11 protein-coding genes are annotated in these 18,561 nt (G+C 37.4%); 6 read left to right on the forward strand and 5 right to left on the reverse strand.

The window, feature by feature from the left end:
- The first annotated feature begins 3 nt into the window (after positions 1–3).
- Both L2586_RS04855 and L2586_RS04860 read left to right on the forward strand, forming a co-directional pair.
- Positions 4–375 (forward strand): transmembrane 220 family protein, encoded by a 372-nt coding sequence (locus tag L2586_RS04855; RefSeq protein ID WP_235291664.1) that lies wholly within the window; start codon positions 4–6, stop codon positions 373–375.
- 218 nt (positions 376–593) lie between these two features.
- Positions 594–1,340, forward strand: a complete 747-nt coding sequence (locus tag L2586_RS04860; protein WP_235291665.1) for a class I SAM-dependent methyltransferase — start codon at positions 594–596, stop codon at positions 1,338–1,340.
- Positions 1,341–1,370: 30 nt separating this feature from the next.
- Here L2586_RS04860 and L2586_RS04865 read toward each other — a convergent pair whose 3' ends face one another.
- Positions 1,371–7,421, reverse strand: coding sequence for a Kelch repeat-containing protein (locus L2586_RS04865; protein ID WP_235291666.1), 6,051 nt, complete (start codon positions 7,419–7,421; stop codon positions 1,371–1,373).
- A gap of 762 nt (positions 7,422–8,183) precedes the next feature.
- On the opposite strand from L2586_RS04865, the gene L2586_RS04870 reads away from it, so the two are divergent.
- Entirely contained in the window at positions 8,184–8,744 is a 561-nt protein-coding gene (locus tag L2586_RS04870; protein ID WP_235291667.1) for a helix-turn-helix domain-containing protein, read from the forward strand.
- Between the two features lie 302 nt (positions 8,745–9,046).
- Here the strand turns inward: L2586_RS04870 and L2586_RS04875 are convergent, their stop codons facing one another.
- Positions 9,047–10,378 carry a D-alanyl-D-alanine carboxypeptidase gene (locus L2586_RS04875; RefSeq protein ID WP_235291668.1) on the reverse strand — a complete coding sequence of 444 codons (1,332 nt, stop codon included), beginning with the start codon at positions 10,376–10,378 and terminating at the stop codon, positions 9,047–9,049.
- 48 nt (positions 10,379–10,426) lie between these two features.
- Between L2586_RS04875 and L2586_RS04880 the strand changes: the two genes are divergently transcribed.
- The 3 genes from L2586_RS04880 to L2586_RS04890 are packed head-to-tail and all read left to right on the forward strand — an operon-like array spanning position 10,427 to position 14,450.
- Entirely contained in the window at positions 10,427–10,792 is a 366-nt protein-coding gene (locus tag L2586_RS04880) for a hypothetical protein (RefSeq protein ID WP_235291669.1), read from the forward strand.
- Complete coding sequence (locus L2586_RS04885) at positions 10,789–12,975, forward strand: PSD1 and planctomycete cytochrome C domain-containing protein (protein WP_235291670.1); 2,187 nt, start codon at positions 10,789–10,791, stop codon at positions 12,973–12,975. Before L2586_RS04880 ends, L2586_RS04885 begins: the two co-directional genes overlap by 4 nt.
- Positions 12,976–13,025: 50 nt before the next feature.
- On the forward strand, positions 13,026–14,450 hold the full coding sequence (locus tag L2586_RS04890; protein ID WP_235291671.1) for a DUF1501 domain-containing protein: 1,425 nt from the start codon (positions 13,026–13,028) through the stop codon (positions 14,448–14,450).
- 46 nt (positions 14,451–14,496) lie between these two features.
- Here the strand turns inward: L2586_RS04890 and L2586_RS04895 are convergent, their stop codons facing one another.
- From L2586_RS04895 to sbnA, 3 genes are read right to left on the reverse strand one after another with little or no spacing between them, the layout of a single operon-like run.
- Entirely contained in the window at positions 14,497–15,879 is a 1,383-nt protein-coding gene (locus L2586_RS04895) for a type III PLP-dependent enzyme domain-containing protein (protein ID WP_235291672.1), read from the reverse strand.
- Positions 15,815–17,443 carry an FAD/NAD(P)-binding protein gene (locus L2586_RS04900; protein WP_235291673.1) on the reverse strand — a complete coding sequence of 543 codons (1,629 nt, stop codon included), beginning with the start codon at positions 17,441–17,443 and terminating at the stop codon, positions 15,815–15,817. Before L2586_RS04900 ends, L2586_RS04895 begins: the two co-directional genes overlap by 65 nt.
- A complete protein-coding gene (gene sbnA, locus L2586_RS04905; protein WP_262914106.1) occupies positions 17,433–18,398 on the reverse strand; it encodes a 2,3-diaminopropionate biosynthesis protein SbnA in 966 nt (321 codons plus the stop codon). Before sbnA ends, L2586_RS04900 begins: the two co-directional genes overlap by 11 nt.
- Positions 18,399–18,561: the final 163 nt, after the last annotated feature.

Genomic DNA, 18,561 nt, shown 5'->3' on the forward strand with positions numbered 1-18,561 from the left:
ACAATGCTTAGGAAAATATCACTTTCATTGCTTGGAACAATATTTCTTTTGTTCGCCTACTTTCAATGGAATGATCCAGACAGCGTGAAATGGATTATTTATTACTTGCTCGTAGCTGGAGTTATTTTCGGAACAGCTTTTCGGATCAATAGAAAGGCATACATCTACATAATGCTCGCTGTTTCTACGATTTGGATGTTTACCTTATTACCGAATGCAATGGAGTGGGTGAATGACGGAATGCCAAGTATTGTAGATAGTATGAAGGCAAGTTCGCCTTATATTGAATTGGTTCGCGAGTTTCTAGGGCTTTTTATTTCTATTGTTGTGCTGGTGACATTGCTGGTTGTGGAGCGGAAGGGGGAAGGTAATTAGTGCTCATATAATGGGACTAACAATCAAGACGTTTTTTGAAAAAGTAAGGACTAGCTAAAGAAGTAATTTGGTCTGTCAAAGTTGAAAATGATTTAATCATAATATTAAATTTCTAAATAATATTTCAAATAAAGATCGTGTCCCTCTGAATTAAATTGTACATTTTCTACAATTCATTTTTTTAAATTGCATTTTGGATGCTTATTCTAATTCAGAAAATGAAAATTAATTTTTATGAAAAAAGTCTTACTTTTTTCAAATTATTCCTTCCAGATAACATTTATAGAAAATTAAAATCGACTATAAGATCACTAACTTATGGAATATATAAAGGGAATAATGTTTGGTGTAATATCTGCGGAACTTCATTTAAGAAATTTTTTTTAGCAGCTAATGGTAATGAGATTTGTCCTCGTTGCGGAAGCATAGGTAGGGCAAGAAGTATCTGGATGTACCTTAATTCTATTGGGCTAGACAACTATAAAACTATCCTGCATTTTTCGCCTGATTCATCTTTAATGAAAAAATTTAAAAATGTTTATAGCGGTCATTATTTATCAACTGATTATAGTAGTGAATTTGAAGCAGAAGCTAATTTAGATATTACAGACACACAATTACCTGACAATTCTTTTCAAGTTGCTATTTGCTTACATGTTTTAGAGCATATAATGGACGATCATTTGGCCTTTTTAGAATTATACAGAATTTTAACACCAGACGGGATTTGTCTTATTCAAACACCTTATAAAGAAGGCGAAATATATGAGGACAAAAATCTAGTTACTGAAAGTGAAAGACTTATTCATTTCGGGCAAAAGGATCATGTTAGAGTCTATTCTTATAATGGATTGAAAGAAAGACTTGAAGAAGTCGGATTTAAAATTGAGAAATTAACATTCTCCGAACTTGATATTAAGAAATATAAGTTGAGTAATTCTCCAATCATTATTGCTAGGAAGTAAATTAAAGATATAAATTATAATAGCATTGCCCTACTCACACCCATCCTTCTTCACCGACACCACCACATTCGGCGGCAATACCACATTTCCGTTTATTTCCACAATTGGTGCATCGAAAATCGCTGAATTCACCACATTTGAATTACCCATTACCATGATTTTCTGTCCTGCCAAAAAAGAAGCATCTATGATCGGTGTATGCGAAATCATTCTCGTTTCTACGCACGATCCCAATAAATCAATATTAAGTCCAGTGACTTGATCTAAAATCGGATATCCTTTCGCTGCTACCTCGGTCATCATCGGAGCTGAGCGATCAAAGTAAAAACTGGTGTTTGTTACATTTCCAGAAATCGCCCTCACCTTAACTTTAAGCAAATTTCGATTGTTACTCGGCCCGTTTCCCGTAGTTCCTCCTGCAAAATGGAATCGACTATTGCCTGGTACAATTTCAGACATCAAAACATCAGACCAGCCGTAAACATCCACTACCTCAAGAACTTCCAGTAATCCAGCATCATATACCATTCGAATATCTATTCCATCCACAGGTACATTTCCTGCATTTTCTATAGCTATATAAAAAGATGAAATTTCGTTTTCTGCAAGAGATATGCTTGCTGGAGTCGTCTTCAGATTGACCATAGAAACATTGTTGTTCTCACTTTGGGATTGTGTGCCAGAGCAAGCGATTTTTCCTGTATTCCCGTAATTAGATGCCAAGATAGAATAGTCCTCTATGGTTACTCCTCCGTCCGAATTCAGATCAAGATCCGCATCAAAGGAGGCATTTCCACTGAAAAAATAATATCCCGACTTCATCAAATTCAAGTCTGTATTGTTCACGCTATTCGAATTGTTAATATCGCCTGCTCGCAATTCCTTGCCTTGACTTTCCAATAATGAAAGTGAATTTGAACCTGCCGCAATGCTTAAATTGGTCACTGCCTTTCTCAAGTACCCCGTTTTACCTAAATAAAGTTTATAACTGCCCACAGGAATATTCGGAACGCTTATGTTTCCATTTGCATCTGCGGTAAAAGAACTATTTATAATTTGTTGATTAGACGCGTTGCAAAGCTGGACTAAAACTGGACCACTATGATCTGATTTTCCTTGAAGTTCCAATGTTAATTGTAATGACCCCAAGTCCTCTGCCGTCGTTATTGGAATCCCTAATGTAACTCCATCATCATAGGCGACATTCAATGTTGCACTCTTTCCTCCTTGGCTTCCATTGTGATAAACTATAATGTTTTTTGAGGTCCCAGCCTTTAAAAATGCAAAGCTAAAAGACTGGTCGGTGGAAAATTCTGCTGCATTTGTTCCCGAAATGCTTATACCTTTTAAGGCAACGCCGACATTACCATTCACCGCTGAAAGATTAAAAGCCAACGTTCCTCCAATGGGAACTTCCAAGGACGAAGGTCCCGTCAATTCGCAAGCATCAGAAGCTGAGCCACTAGGATTATCATCTCCAAAATATTCCATTTTCTTAATTCTACCTCCTCCCAATTTATCAGAACCCGAAGTCACATGAATTCCAGTCCCTGAAACGATGGCTTGTGTTCCATGTCGTTCCGTTATTAGATTGGCTTCTGTGGACCATTGACCAGTGGAAGGATCGAATGATTCTGTTGTTTTTACCGCATCATTGACCGACTGACCATTCAGGTCGGTTTGGATTTCGCCTCCCATGACATAAAGCTTTCCTCCAAGATTAGCAACTGCTGGCGCAGCTCTAGGCGTAGGAATATCTGCAACGGATGTCCACTGGGAAGTATTAAAATCATAGACATCGACTTCCGCTATCAAAGGAGCAAATGTTCCACCTGCTCCGCCCGACCTTCGTCCTCCTGCCACATAAAACTTATCTCCTATCACTTGAGCATGGAAGTGATCTCGAGTTCTAGGTGCATCTATAAGTTGTGTCCACTGCCCTGTCGCTGGATCGAATTCATCAAACCAAGACACATATCCACCATTATGACCAATGGTATTTCCACCCACGATGTAGAACTTATCATTATATACGCCAATTCCTGCAGAACCACGTCTTCTGTTCGCAGGAATTGCAGGCCCTTCTATCCATTCATCATTCGCTGGATTATACATCCAGATATTTTCTTCAGGCGCTTCATTTGGAAATCCATTATCCTTAAATGCACAAATTATCCAGATCAGTCCATTGTATTCCGTAGCCTGAAAATGGTTAAATTCTTTCGGTGCTGAATTGGAAATCGTAGACCATGTTTTGTTTCCAAAATCATAAATATCCAGGTTTTTAGGACTTTCTCGTCCACCCATCAAGTAGAATTTGTCCCCAGCCTGAACAAATGAGCATTCATGCCTCGCCGTATAATTTTCATCATCTGACTGATCATGCCATGTCTGTGCAGCAACTGCCCAGTTAAAAGTGGTCGTTGCGGGAATACTTCCATTCCTTATGACGGTAATTTCAGGATTATAAGGACTATTCGCTGCTGCATTTGTGGTTAGTGTTCCGAAAACAAGACCTGTGCTTGGTTCTATCTGAATACCATCGGGCAGTCCTGAAGCAGTAAACTGGTAAGAACCTGTTTTTCCCCCGCTAGCATAAACTGGCATATTGATCAGATCTCCACTCTCATTAGACATATTTGAAATAGGCTGAATAGCCACCGGATATCCTAAAACTTCTATTCCATAAACATTCGGATTTTCCACTTCATGTTCAAATAAGATATTTAATGTTCCATCATTGACCACAACATCATGTTCGACCATACCGCCAGTTTCATTTCCGAATCTCGCTACAGGATCAAAATTATTTTCCACTATCTGACCTTCCATACGAATATCGAAGATGCGTTCACCTACTTGATTTGTTCCTGAATACCAATTTCCCAAGTAAAGCCTTACCTTATATTCCGCATTGGTTAAATTGATGTCAAACTGCATTTCTGGGCCATCAGAATTATCCCATCTTTCCTTATTAAACAGTGACATTGGAACATAAGCTGGTAGCGAGGCATGTCTATTTGAAAAGGCTTCTCCCGCAATATTTCCAGTATTCACACTGAAATTTTGACCTACATAACTACCAGTATTAGGAATACCTTGCCATGTTGGTGTATCTGCAATATCACTTCCTCCAGGCCGAATTCTTATGATGGATGTAGGTTCTTGGTCATCTGCAACATTGACCTGAAAACTCTGCTGGACATAAAGTCCATTCTGATCTGTCGCCCGAATAATAATCGAAGCATTTTCTTCTGAATTAGGATAATCTAAGGTCAATGTATTTCCAGATACAAAAGCATTAATCGCCGAATTGGAATTGTACTGCAAATTGTAATCTAGATTTGCGTCGCCATCGTTATCATTAAAATAATTATCCAAGTTAAACTGATTATTGGGTGCGTTCACCGCAACATTAATATCTGGGAACACTTGCTCTATCGTCGGTTGTGAACCTTCTACTTTGAGGTAATCCCATGAACCTTCTAATTCCACATTACTTTGATTCGATGTCCCAATTAGTCCAACTGCCAGAGGTGTGTTCGAATTTTGAATGGCTTGAAGGATCGAGCCTTGAGCACTTATGATGCCGACAGTCTGAAACGAATTCCCTTGATCAAAAGAGTAAAGTGCTTGAACAGATCCTGTTTCTGGATTGACACTAAATTTAAAAATGACGTTATCATTCGGATCTTGAGGACGATTACCAGCAGAAATATTTAGGTCAATGGGCGTCTGGGCTACATCATTAATTTCTTGTTGGAAGCGAATTCCTGACTTTTTCAGGACTAGTTTGATGTAGTTCGACTGTGTCCCATCACCCATAAAAATTCCCAATTCACCATCCACTGGAGATGAAGTATGGTACAATTGAAGTGGAGCGTGAAAATTAAAAAGCCGACCAGAAATGATAAATCCTCCAGTAGATTGGTCCACATTCACACCATATTGGAAAGCTTTTCTTTGATTATTTGTAGAACCTAAAGCTGTTCCCGATCCCATGTGCATCGTCATTGCGCCAACTGCTCCACCTAACAAGTCATTTGGATTCGGCCCGTCACCTGGAAGGTCTATCCAGTCCAACCAATTCGGACTAGTCGCGCCATTATTCATCATTCCCGTTAAGCCAAGACCCAGATAACCTTGTAAAGTACTGTTATCAGAAAATAATTCATTAATAATGGGTAAGTTGAAAGCATCTGTTCCACCAGTTAAAAAATCACCTAACTGAAATGGATCATTGGAATCTGGGATACCATCGTTGTCATCGTCGTGATCATTCAAGTCAGAAACCAAGTTTCCACCCGCATCTTTATCGAAATCATTCGGTTGATTTCCAGGACTGCAAATTACACTTTCTATCGTCTGTGATCCTCTGTTATCTATTTCATCTTGATTCGTATATCCATCTGCATCGTTATCCCCACTTGCGGAATAACTCGGATGTCCAGGCAAGTAGCAATTAATCGCATCCGCTGGTTCTAGCACTTTAATATTTCCGTTAAAAGTAGCGACCCAAATGGTTCCTGGATGAGGATCATTATCTCCATTACAAGTCACTCCCAATGGGTTTCCTCCCAGATTTGTCTGGAAAGATTCATTGAGACTAGCAAGATTGCCGCTTCCATTTAATGCTACCCTGAACAACTTCCCTCCACTTTTTCCAGCGATTAAATTACCTTTCATTGCACCACCAAAATTGGATGCAGTATACTCATCGATACCGTTTGTATTCGTACTCCATGTCGTGACATAAATATCATTCGTGCCTTCTGGATTCGAATCTCCTGTGGATCTAAAATCTCCTTGTATGGGATCTGCCGTTGGAACTGGCGGCCAATTTGCAGGCAGGCCTTGATTAACGTTAGAAGTAGAACCTGGTGTAGAGCCATTCGGATCATAGGTATTGGTCCTGAAATAGGCAAGAGAGGAAATACTATTCACTCCGGGATTCGTATACAGTCCAGCTCCATTCGGATTCGCCCTAATCGGCGAAGGATGTCCTCCATAAAAAGACCCAAAAGTATAGGTCTGTATATTGTCTGTGACTTTTGTTAAGTGATCTCGATTATTGACTTGCTCTCCCCCAGTAGAACTTGAACTTCCTGGTTCATTACTAAGATATTGGTTCGTCACACTTCCTCCACCTTCATTCTGTGGCAATCCACCCCAGCCACCATTTGGTCCGTTATCTGTAACATAAACCCGACCGTTTTCTGTAACGACTAAGTCATATGCATTTCTATATCCCGGGGAAAAAATCTGCACTGGTCCACCAGGAACGATCATCGCTTGGTTTAGTCCGTCGTTCCCTCCGAAAGGATCATTGATATCTATTGGCGAATAATTTGCACTATTAGGATCTTCCGATGCTGCTGAACCATTCGCATGCACATTATCTCTAGTCGGATCATCTAATGTAGGAATATCATAAGGGAGGCTCATTCCTTCGAGCATTGTTAAATTTACCGATAAAATCGCTGCAGATAAGGCATATTCTGTTGTCCAAGCAAAATTATCTGATGGAGAACCTGCATTCGTATGACCTCCAGAACAAACAATTAAATAATCCGAGCCATTAATGGTGACATATTCTAGCCCGTTCGTTGCATGATTTTCTTCTGATCTAGGCAATCCTCGAACTAAATCTATTGCGACCCAAGAACCACCATTCCACATTAGTCTAGATATAATCCCAGAATTAGTATCTAAATTCAGGTCACCACTGGGACCACCAATTCTGGAATCACTTGATGTAACATAGATCACTGGATTATTTGCTGTTCCTGCTACGGTTAGTCCAGTAGCCTCTCGTATATTCACACTGTTATTAACGCTTCCATCATCATCGTGATTCGTTAGGTTTTTAACATAATTAAGTGTTTCCGAAGCAGTAACTTGATAATTGTCTTTGGCTATTCTAAGAATGGAGTAGATATTAATCTGACCATCGATATCCAATGTATACAATCGACCATCAGGTCCATATGTTAATGACGTTGCGCTATTGACAGGTGAAAATCCATTATAATCAAGATTTGATTGACTAAAATTTTGGGCGCTACAGGTATAATATACCATACACAGAAGTATGGTAAAAAGGGTACTACTTCTCACGGGTTTAGGTTCTAAGGTTTAAGGCAGTGTTAGGTCCGTGTAAATTCGCCTAAATCATTCTAATTGTCAACATTTCACCTCGATTTTCGACGATATGATAGGCAATTTACATTTGTGGAAGAGTAAAATATCTATTTACAGATCTGTATGACTTAGGTAAATGTTTTGATTTAATCTAAAAAGATGAATAAATGTGGAATTGCTAGGTTTGATGTGTTTTCTCACTAGATATAATTCTATATCAAATTTGTCTCTTTATTTTATATGAATTTAATCTAGAATCGTCAATATTATAATTTCGTCGGAGCTTTATATAATCAAAATCATCAATCGGAATTCAAATGTTCCTAAATAATACGAACTATATTTCGTAAATTTACGTTTAATGAAGATAGCATCTTTAAATATTCTTGAAAAACATCTCAAAAAGAAAAGAGGTAATAGAAAGCTTAAAAACGAAGTTGATAAACTAATAGAAATATTAAAAAGTGCAAATTGGTGAAAACCAGAAGAAATTAAAATGATTAGACCTGATGCAGATAAAGTACATTCGCAAGGTTTTTATTTTTTCAACATTTCTTTTGACAGAACAATGATTTTAATTGAATTGGAAGATGATCAAGCTACAATTATTTGATGTGGAAACCATGATGAATATGAATCTACCTTCAAAAACAATAAGAACACAATCCGTAAATGGCTTCAGGCTAAAAATTGGATATAATTATGAATAATGAATTTAACATCGATCAACTTATCAAACGAGGCGAAATTAATAATGAACTGGAACTAGAAAGAGCTTCTATGGCTGAAAGGAAATTAAGATTAATGACAAATGAATTTCCTGAAGCCAAGATAAAAAGGAAGCAGATAAGAGAACTAATTTATGCATATGAGGCCAAATATTGGACTAATAGGGACAAAATAACAGATTCGCAAGTTGATGAAAATGATGAAGCTGAAATCATTGTTCAAAATGAGAATGAATTTATAAATGCGAGAAAAAAGCTTATCATCTCCAAACTCAAAAAACTTGGATTGAATCAACAAGAGTTTGGAAGTATTCTAGGACATAACAGCAAATCATACATGTCAGAATTAATGAATGGTGTTGTTCCTTTTACTTTAAAAGATTTAATAATTATTAGCAAGCTATTGAAAATAAATTTAAGTAAACTTATCCCAACTCAAATTCCAGATGAAGACAAAACCAAGATTGTAAATTCAATCGAGAAACTAGGCAAACCTAAATTAAAAATTGATAAGAAAGAGTTTGCATTCCGTTAAAAGTGCGAAGCACAAAATAGAACATGCTCAATTTTCTTCATCTGATGTTATCACTTTCCGTAATGACATCATTATCATAAAGTATGATTTATTAAATCTTGTTTGGCGATAGCAGACAATTCAACTTCTAAGTATTCTAATAATTAACTTGGCTGGTTTTTAGTAAGTTTAACTATTCTTACCCTATATTTCATATTAAAGACATGGCGTTTCCATTGGTTTCGGTTTCAAATTATAGAACAAAAATTCCGTTGTTCTTTAGCTTAGTAAGAAAAGAAGAAATAAAACACAAATCCATCTTTTTACAAATTGGCCTTCAAAATTCTTAAAACTCGATCCATTCCTCCTTTTAATTCTCGGGTAGATACCAGATAATTACTGTTCATCAAACTAAATACATAAACCTTCCCGCTATCGCCGATTAGAAATCCACTTAAGGAATGATTATTACTGAGACTACCTGTTTTCGCATGTATAAATGGCTTTTCTGCAGCATACAAATTTCGGATCGTGCCCGTTTCACCTCCAGTAGGAAGCAATCGAAATAATCTTTCTTGATCTACTTTTTCATATATCAGCTCCAGTAAGTGTACCATGTTTCCAGGTGTCGTCATATTATACCTGGATAATCCAGATCCATCTACCCACTGAAACGGATGAGGCATTTCGGAAAGCAAATGCTCTTTTGACCAATCAATGATTTTCCTAGTATTCATTGTATCGAACAATTCTGAGCTGCAATTTAATAACAACTGTTCAGCCACAAAATTATCACTTGGATGCAGCAATAACTCGTATAAGCTGTCCACTTGTGCAGTTTTTATTTTTTCGGCTTCGCCAATGTGTTTTTGTTGATCAATCAGTGTTACCTCTTTTCCAATAAGATCTCTTAATAATTCAACAACCAATTGATCCGACGTCAAAAATGGAACATATCTATTAACATTCCCTATCTTATTCAATTTATTATAATCGTAGTTAAAGATGTTCTGTTGTTCTTCCCTGATAAATGTCGAGCGTTGAGCCTCCACATTGGGCACTAAAAGTTTTTCAAAATATGCTGGCACCACTTCTAAGTTAGAAGTTCGTAGTTTTTTTCTGAAATTCACCAGATTACCATACATTGGCAATCCACTTTTATCTGCCTGGTAGCCATAATTATAATCATCCCAAGACCAACCTGAACCAAAGTGTTTATCGTGAAAATTAGAAGTAGATAAATATATTGGCTTCTTCGTTGCTCTCAATCGTTCCGTGATAAAGTCATTCTCCTTGAGATAATGGTTCATAAAAGTAGGATCTCCAGTTCCCCAAATAATCAAAGAATCTGCACTTTCAAAAACCTTTAAACCATTGATCCGATCATCAAGAATATTAAGCGATGTATAGAATGTGAGTAACTTAGTATTAGAAGCAGGCGTAAAATATTGATCAGTTTTAATTTTTATTATATCTTCATTGGTCGAGATATCTCTTACTAGTAATCCAGTATGAGAATTTCTGAAGATAGAATCATTTGAAATTATTTGTTCTATTTTATTGATGTAATTGTTCTTATCGTTTAACTTGTGCGTGGTCTTACACGCTGAAACCATGAACAAAAGCGTTAAAAAGCTAAAAATTTTTATATACATTTTACAATCCCTATTTTAGAAGGGAAAATAGATCATAAAACTTTATAAATGAAACTTGTTTTTGGAATTCTAATTTTTTTACTAATTATCAGTTGTAATTCAAAAACTGAAGTTGCCGAATCTACCTTTTGGAAAGTATCTGATGTAACAAAGAATGAAGAGAGAATTGCAGTTCTATTAGACGAGCAACCAAAAATTCTTAATATTTTAGTGAAAGGAGAAGTAGACGCGCCATTTCAAATTATGGCTAATGGTCTTGGAGAAAGAAAAATTTACGATTTTAAAAAAGGAGCAATAGATACCACATTATCCGACTACTGGAAATCAAGTGTATGTAAGACCATATATGTGCCTAAAGGCGTAAAAACAGGAGATATTAACATTAGTGTTTTACTTTACTCGAAAGAACAATGAATAAAAAACTTATCATCATCGTCGGCGTAATCGGGTTAGCCTTGTTTGCTTATTTTATTTCAGGTAATTCTGGTGAAAAAGTAGATTTCAACGAACAAGTTCGACCGATTTTAAACAAAAATTGCTTAGGATGCCATGGAGGTGTTAAGCAACAAAGTGGGTTAAGTTTTCTGTTTATAGAAGAAGCATACGAAGCAGCAAAATCAGGGAAAAGAGCAATCGTTCCGGGCAATGCTTCTAAAAGTGAAATGATTCATCGGATTAAATCTACTGATCCGGACCTAATGATGCCTCCAAGTCAAGAGCCTTTAACACCAAAAGAGATAGAAATATTAGAAAAGTGGATAGACCAAGGCGCTAAATTTGAAACCCACTGGGCATACGTCATGCCTGAAATAGAAGAACCATTAAACATAGATGCATATGTGGAAGAAAACCTAGTAAAAAATGGACTAAGCTTTTCTGAAGAGGCATCGAAAGAAACGTTGTTAAGACGTGTCAGTATAGATCTTACAGGACTTCCTCCTACATTAGAAGAAACAGAAGCCTTTTTAAATGATACCGATCCCAATGCCTATGAAAACTTGGTAGATCGCCTACTTTCTTCTCAGCACTATGGTGAAAGATGGGCTGCCATGTGGATGGATCTTGCTCGATATGCAGATTCACAAGGTTATCAAAAAGATAGATTAAGAAAAAATATTTGGCGGTACAGAGATTGGTTGATTCATGCTTTTAATCAAGATCTGCCTTTTGATGAATTTACCATCGAGCAATTAGCCGGAGATTTATTACCAGAGCCTACAGAAGATCAAATTCTGGCTACCGCTTTTCATAGAAATACTATGACCAATGATGAAGGTGGAACAGATGATGAGGAATATAGAGTGGCTGCAGTAATAGATCGATTAAACACCACTTTCGAAGTTTGGCAAGGAACAACAATGGCTTGTGTTCAATGTCATAGTCATCCATACGATCCGATTCGCCATAAGGAATTCTACAATGCATATGCCTATTTTAACAATTCCGTCGATAGCGATCTATCTTCGGATGTACCTAAAAAAGTATTGTTTTCTCCAGCGCAAAAAGCATATCGTGCAAGTTTAAAAAAACAAATAGAATCCATAAGCGATACGCTTTCTGATGAGTATAAAGCTAAAATTAGCGAATTCGTATCCCTGAAAGCTGGAGCCGTTCCAATCATGGAAGAACTTAAGGGCGACTCAAGTCGTGTAACGCGAGTCTTCGTAAGAGGTAACTGGTTATCACATGGTGATACGGTCATTGCAGATACTCCTGATTTTCTTCCTCCTTCTGAATATTCTAAAGATCGACTTGGATTTGCTAAGTGGCTGGTAGATGGAAAAAATCCACTAACTTCTAGAGTTATTGTGAATAGATTTTGGGAACAAATCTTTGGTAATGGCTTAGTGTATACATTAGAAGATTTCGGAACACAGGGTGTAAAACCTGAAAATCAAAAATTGCTCGATTACTTAGCACTCCGATTCCAGAACGAACACGACTGGAGTTTGAAATCCTTACTGAAAGAAATAGTGCTTTCGAGAACATACAAGCAATCTTCTGTGGTCAACGATGAGCTACTCGAAAAAGATAAATACAACTACTTGCTTGCTCGCGGACCACGATATAGATTAACCGCTGAAAATATTAGAGATCAAGCGCTTGTTGCAAGTGGATTATTTAGTGATAAAGTGTATGGACCTAGTGTTAAGCCGCATCAGCCAGATGGTGTATGGAATGTAATTCGTCATGTAGATCGATGGACTACCTCTGAAAATGGAGACCAATACAGAAGAGGATTGTATACCTTCTGGAGAAGAGTAAGTCCTTATCCTTCTATGATAACATTTGACGTTCCTAGTCGAGAAGTTTGCGTTTCGAGGCGAATCAGGACGAATACGCCATTGCAAGCACTTGTTACCATGAACGATCCTGTATTTGTAGAAGCATCCGAAGCATTAGCCGAGCGAATGATGACGGAAGGTGGGACAGAATTAGAAAGCCAATTAAAATACGGTTATAAATTAGTCCTGATGAAGGAACCTGATGATAAAAGATTAGAAGAATTAGTCAAATTATACCATACTTCAGATGGCGCGATGAGTTTAGTGGCCAATGTGCTCTTAAACTTAGATGAGGTCATTATGAAGAGTTAATAAGATATAACTACAACAATAAATAGGTAAAAAAATAAGAATTTAGATCCATGAAAATATTAAATGAACTACAAGGTCGGGCTCAAAGTGCAATGAAACGAAGAGAGTTTCTAAAGAATACCTCTTTAGGATTAGGCGGAATGGCGCTGAGTGGTTTGTTAAGTAATGTTCAAGCGAAACAAGTGATGCCTAAGGCCAAAAGGGTTATATTCCTGCACATGGCTGGTGCTCCATCACAATTGGAACTTTTCGATTATAAACCATTGCTTCAGAAATTAGATGGAAAGCCTTGTCCGCCTTCTTTATTGAAAGGGAAGCGTTTTGCATTTATTCAAGGTGTTCCTGATATGCTTGGACCTCAGTTTCCTTTTAAGCAGTATGGCCAAACCGGTTCTTGGGCGTCGGATCTGCTTCCTAATTTCTCAAAGGTGGTAGATGATGTTTGTTTTCTAAAAGCGGTACATACAGAAGAATTCAACCATGCCCCAGCTCAATTGTTTATGCATACGGGCGGTCCTAGACTAGGAAGGCCTGCCATGGGAAGTTGGGTAACGTATGGATTAGGAAGCATGAATGAAAATCTACCAGGATTTGTAGTGCTTGTTTCAGGACAATCAGCTCCAAGTGGAGGGAAGAGTTTATGGGGAAGCGGGTTTCTACCTTCACACTACCAAGGTGTGGAATTGAGAAGTAAAGGTGATGCCGTACTTTATGTTAAAAATCCAGATGGCGTTTCCAGAGATCTAAGAAAAGAAGCTATTACCACGATCAATAATATCAATAAGCAAGAGTACGACGAAGTCGGTGATCCTGAAATTCTTGCAAGGATTAAGCAGTATGAGCTAGCATTTAAAATGCAAATGACGGTTCCTGAAGCAACGGATATTTCTTCTGAACCAGATTATATCCATGAATTATATGGAACAGAACCTGGGAAAATCTCATTTGCCAATAATTGTTTGCTAGCACGAAGGTTAGCAGAACGAGATGTCAGATTTATTCAGCTTTATCATAGAGGATGGGATTCCCACGGCTCTAATAATTTCGAAAGTTTGCATGGAGGATTTCTAGAAAGAGTAGAGGAAATCGATAAAGCGATGACAGGATTAATCATTGACCTAAAACAAAGAGGATTACTAGAAGATACATTAGTAGTCTGGGGTGGAGAGTTCGGAAGAACACCGATGCAAGAAAACAGAGGAGGTGTTTCAAATAAATTCAAAGGTCGAGATCACCACGGAGAAGCATTTACGATGTGGATGACCGGTGGAGGAATTAAGACAGGAATGACTTTCGGAGAAACAGATGATATTGGTTATGCTGGTATACGAGATCGAGTTCACATTCATGATCTTCAAGCAACTATCTTAAATCAACTTGGTGTAGATCATGAAAAATTGACCTATACTTTCCAAGGAAGAGATTTTAGGTTAACAGATGTTCATGGTCGAGTGGTAAAGGACATTATAGCTTAATTCGTTATTTATTTCCAGTTTTTGGTTTTTTGTGAAATGTCAATTTTTAATGGCGCACATCTGAAAGTTGATCTTTCGAAAATTCCATCACTCCATTTTTATTTTCTACAAATACATTCTTAGCTAGTGGAAACTGGTGAGCTTCTGATTCAAAAAAATGCATCATATAGCCAGCGGTATTCGGGAATATCACTAGATCATTTACTTCAGGCAATCTATCTAAACTAATTTTTCGTTTTAATAACACATCCCTTTCTAGACAGTATGCACCAGTAAAATAGACGTCCACTGGTTCCAGATTTTCTGAATTGTTGTATAAGACAATCGGGTCAAGGAGAAAGTCTGCACTTCCACTTAGCATCTGTGTCATATTCATTTCTAGACCTATGTGATGATCACCATTCTGATCTTTTTTCCTATGAATAACTTTAGCAATGGTGAAGCCCACTTGATCCAATAATGATCTACCAGGCTCGATTCGCAATTCTATGCCAGCCGCTCTTAATTGATCCGCAATTTCACCTTCCAAAATATATTGCAAGGCATTATCCTTGTTTAAATTATTATAGTACGGATAAGTCTTCAGCTTTCCTGTAACCTGACCATTGACCAATTCATAACCTAACCCATTATTTCTATAGGTCACCTCTTCAGATTTCCCAGATATTCCTTGCCTTAACCGCTTATCAAATGCTTCCCACTCTTCCTCAGACTGAAGGTAATTCATCAACAATCCTCCACCTATATCAATAAATTCCGTTCCTTCTAAATCTCTACTGAGAGCTATGCAATCCGATAAAGCCGACCTTCTCTGATCTAAATCATATCCATCCAGATGAAAGTGAAGCCCTTTATAGATGAGATTCGGATGCGATGCTAAATGCTCCGTTATAAAATCCTTGGCATCTAGAATATCTATTCCGAAACGACTATAAGCCTTGCTTCCATTAAATTTAAATCCACTCAATCGAAATCCAACATTAACCTTCTTTCCATCAGCTAATCTACTTATCGCTTGGACTTCATCCTGATTATCGATGATAATAAGCACATCATTTTTTATGGCCAATTCCAGTAACTGATCGGGCTTAACAGCAGCTGTCACTACAAGATTGTGAGAACTTACACCTTGGTCTAGGCTTTGCTTCAATTCATGATAACTGGCAGTATCAATCCCATAATTATGCTGATGAGTACCCGTCAAAAGAGATAGACACCTATTCGCCTTTCTTGCAAAGAAGGCCTTCCCTTGGATATTTAAGTTGCTGAAAACCTCATTATACTTATTGACATTCTCGTAGAATGGTTCGAGGTTATGAATATTGAGCGGTGATCCGTATTCTTCGATCGCTTCACGTAGTAAGCTAGGCTGAGACTTTAAGTTTTGGACCCAGTTGTGAAGAATCGGAGTTAATTTTGTAGTGCTCATATTCGAAATCTTTTTGTATTTCTTTAATCCAGTTGATTGCATAGTTGTTGTGATTCGTGGATAATGTATCGTTGTTATAGGTTATCCCTTCGGTAGGAATTCCATAAAAAGTGAGTTGGCTGATAACCATTCCATCCTCACTAACGCCGTGACCATCTGAGTCTAAATCTATACAACCCATGTCGTAGTCACCATTTCGTGCTGTCCTGATCAATCCTGAATTCAGCATATTCCGATAAAGTTCAGATGGATTATTCAATATGTTATTAGAAGGAATTCTAGCATCTACTAAGTAGGTAAACGAAGTGCTAGATTGACCATCATGGTTTGTTATTTTTTTACGCTCAAAATCAATGCTTGGACTTTTCGAAAAGGCAAAATCAAGTATTCCAGCTTCATATACAGCTTGAATTTTCTTATAATTTATCAATGGAGGGCCGTAACTTACTCTCTGCATTTTTCCTTTCCAGTATTGATCAAATTGTCTATGAGCAGATGGATTCAGTCCGCGGTTACTATATATTTTATTGAATGCTGTTGAGAATAATCTCCAGATCAATGATGCAACGATCTTTTCTGAAAACGAATTTCCCTCAGCGATATTTACCAGTTCATCTATCGTAAAATCACTTAGTGAAGCTGCATCAACAAACTTTCCTTTGCCTCCTTGTTGGGCAAATTCATCCTCTAATGCTGGAAGAATATCTTCTTCAAAATCCAATTGGCCCTTCCTGTTCTTAGCTATCTGGTTAAGAGATTTGCTTCGTAATCTAAAATTAGGTGGAAGTTTTGTCTCCATTCGTGGCAACATCAATTCACCTGTTCGTGAAAAAGGAATGATCGTTTTCGGTTCATTTCCTGATTTTATGTATTTCAATTTTTGCCCATCTGCTGTAAAGCGACCGTCTCTCCCTTCCGTCAATCCTAAAACAGTATCTATAAATGTTAATCCTAATCCCTTGACGATGACCACATCTTCTTTAGCAATAGATTTTAGTTTCTGCTCTGGCGGGTAGACAAAATTGATCATCTGATCAAATGTCTGCTTACAAGCATTGCAAGTATTATGACCTGAAGTAATCATAACCTGGTCGAAAGCAATGTGATCAAATTCTGCATTAGCCGTTTCTAAGAACAGCTTATCCTCTGATTTCTTGATATTAGTGACCGCATCTTTAACTTCTTGAATATTAAAACATCCCAATGACTGGATTTTTAAGTCATTATAAAGATCTAAGAGATAACGACCGATTTCGCCTCTCGAAGAAAAATGCTCTTTCGGTTCTGCAATCTGATTATAAGTTTTGCGACGATCATCCGAGATGTATAAAGAAGAATGATCGATATGGACATTTTCGTAATTCATCAATAAATACTTCGGCTGATCCAAGTTATAAACTGGACCAGTCCCGAATTGACCTGACTTATCAAACAAGTAAACATTTACCTCTTTGATATTCCTTGATAATAGGAACTTAGTGAGTTCAGCGAAGGCATATAAGCCTTTAGGCCCTAGTCCGATAATCGCTATGTTGTATTTAGATATCGATGAATTATGCTGCATGAACCATGGTTTCAACTTCTGAAGCTATATTTTCTTTCACCCAATTCTCATCATAAATGGTATCGAGGTATCTTTCCCCTCGATCACAAATTAACATCCCGCATCTACTTCCAGGTTTTATGTTGCTCGCATATCTATTGATCGCGGTATAAACTCCCCCGCTAGATCCTCCAGCGAAGATTCCTTCGTTCGTTAAAAGGTTTTGGCAACCGGAGACACAGTCATAGTCACTTACTAGAACGACTCCATCTACTTGGCTTTTATCTAATAACTGAGAAGGCTTGCTTGCTCCATGTCCAGGAATCACTCTTTTTCCAGGTTTATTACTAAAAATTACACTTCCTTTCGCGTCGACAGCGATCAGTTTTGTGTTCAAGTTTTGTTCTCGAATAAATTTGCTGCATCCCATTAAAGTGCCACAAGTACTTGTTGCAATGAAAACGTAGTCTAATTCTGCATCTAAGCCATTATGAAACTCCTTCATCGTCTGGTAATGTGCCATCGGATTCATCTTGTTCTTGTATTGATTGGGCCAATACATGTCACCAGATTCTTTAAGCAGTTTCTGAATGATATTTATTCTTGCACCCAACCATCCTGTTAATGGAGAGGGCTTTTCTACCTTAATTACTCTAGCTCCATAGGCTTTAATAATCTTAATATTCGTTTCTAACGCGAACGGATCCACTACGATTATTAGTTTCAATTTATGGTAACGGCAAAACTGAGCTATACCGATTGCCATATTTCCAGAACTAGATTCAATAATGGTTGAATTTTCATTTATTTCGCCGCTACTGAGCGCATGCTCCAATATACTTAGGCTGGTTCTATCTTTAATAGAGCCTGCAGGATTTAAAAACTCAAGCTTAGCATAGAGATTTATATCCAACATTTCGCTGGAGTTTTCAAGTTTGATTTGAGGGGTATTCCCCACTGTCGTTAGTATTCCCATGATTATTTTGTACGCTAGTTTTCGAATAAGTTTAGAAATTCAAATTTGTACTTAAGTAAGTTTAATGGGTAGATATTTGTTCGACAGGAAAATTACTTGAAACGGGAAAGGCTTTAAATTCTGGTATCTAAGTATGAAAAAAACTCATCGAAGTAAATCTGTC

Origin of the sequence: Portibacter lacus (assembly GCF_021533215.1) — a bacterium.
GTDB lineage: Bacteria > Bacteroidota > Bacteroidia > Chitinophagales > Saprospiraceae > Portibacter > Portibacter lacus.

Bases quoted from the DNA above. Each gene is read 5' to 3' on its own strand.
- L2586_RS04895 (WP_235291672.1), bottom strand. From the start codon at position 15,879: ATGAGCACTACAAAATTAACTCCGATTCTTCACAACTGGGTCCAAAAC.
- L2586_RS04855 (WP_235291664.1), top strand. From the start codon at position 4: ATGCTTAGGAAAATATCACTTTCATTGCTTGGAACAATATTTCTTTTG.
- sbnA (WP_262914106.1), bottom strand. From the start codon at position 18,398: ATGGGAATACTAACGACAGTGGGGAATACCCCTCAAATCAAACTTGAA.
- L2586_RS04860 (WP_235291665.1), top strand. From the start codon at position 594: ATGAAAATTAATTTTTATGAAAAAAGTCTTACTTTTTTCAAATTATTC.
- L2586_RS04890 (WP_235291671.1), top strand. From the start codon at position 13,026: ATGAAAATATTAAATGAACTACAAGGTCGGGCTCAAAGTGCAATGAAA.
- L2586_RS04880 (WP_235291669.1), top strand. From the start codon at position 10,427: ATGAAACTTGTTTTTGGAATTCTAATTTTTTTACTAATTATCAGTTGT.
- L2586_RS04870 (WP_235291667.1), top strand. From the start codon at position 8,184: ATGAATAATGAATTTAACATCGATCAACTTATCAAACGAGGCGAAATT.
- L2586_RS04865 (WP_235291666.1), bottom strand. From the start codon at position 7,421: ATGGTATATTATACCTGTAGCGCCCAAAATTTTAGTCAATCAAATCTT.
- L2586_RS04875 (WP_235291668.1), bottom strand. From the start codon at position 10,378: ATGTATATAAAAATTTTTAGCTTTTTAACGCTTTTGTTCATGGTTTCA.
- L2586_RS04900 (WP_235291673.1), bottom strand. From the start codon at position 17,443: ATGCAGCATAATTCATCGATATCTAAATACAACATAGCGATTATCGGA.
- L2586_RS04885 (WP_235291670.1), top strand. From the start codon at position 10,789: ATGAATAAAAAACTTATCATCATCGTCGGCGTAATCGGGTTAGCCTTG.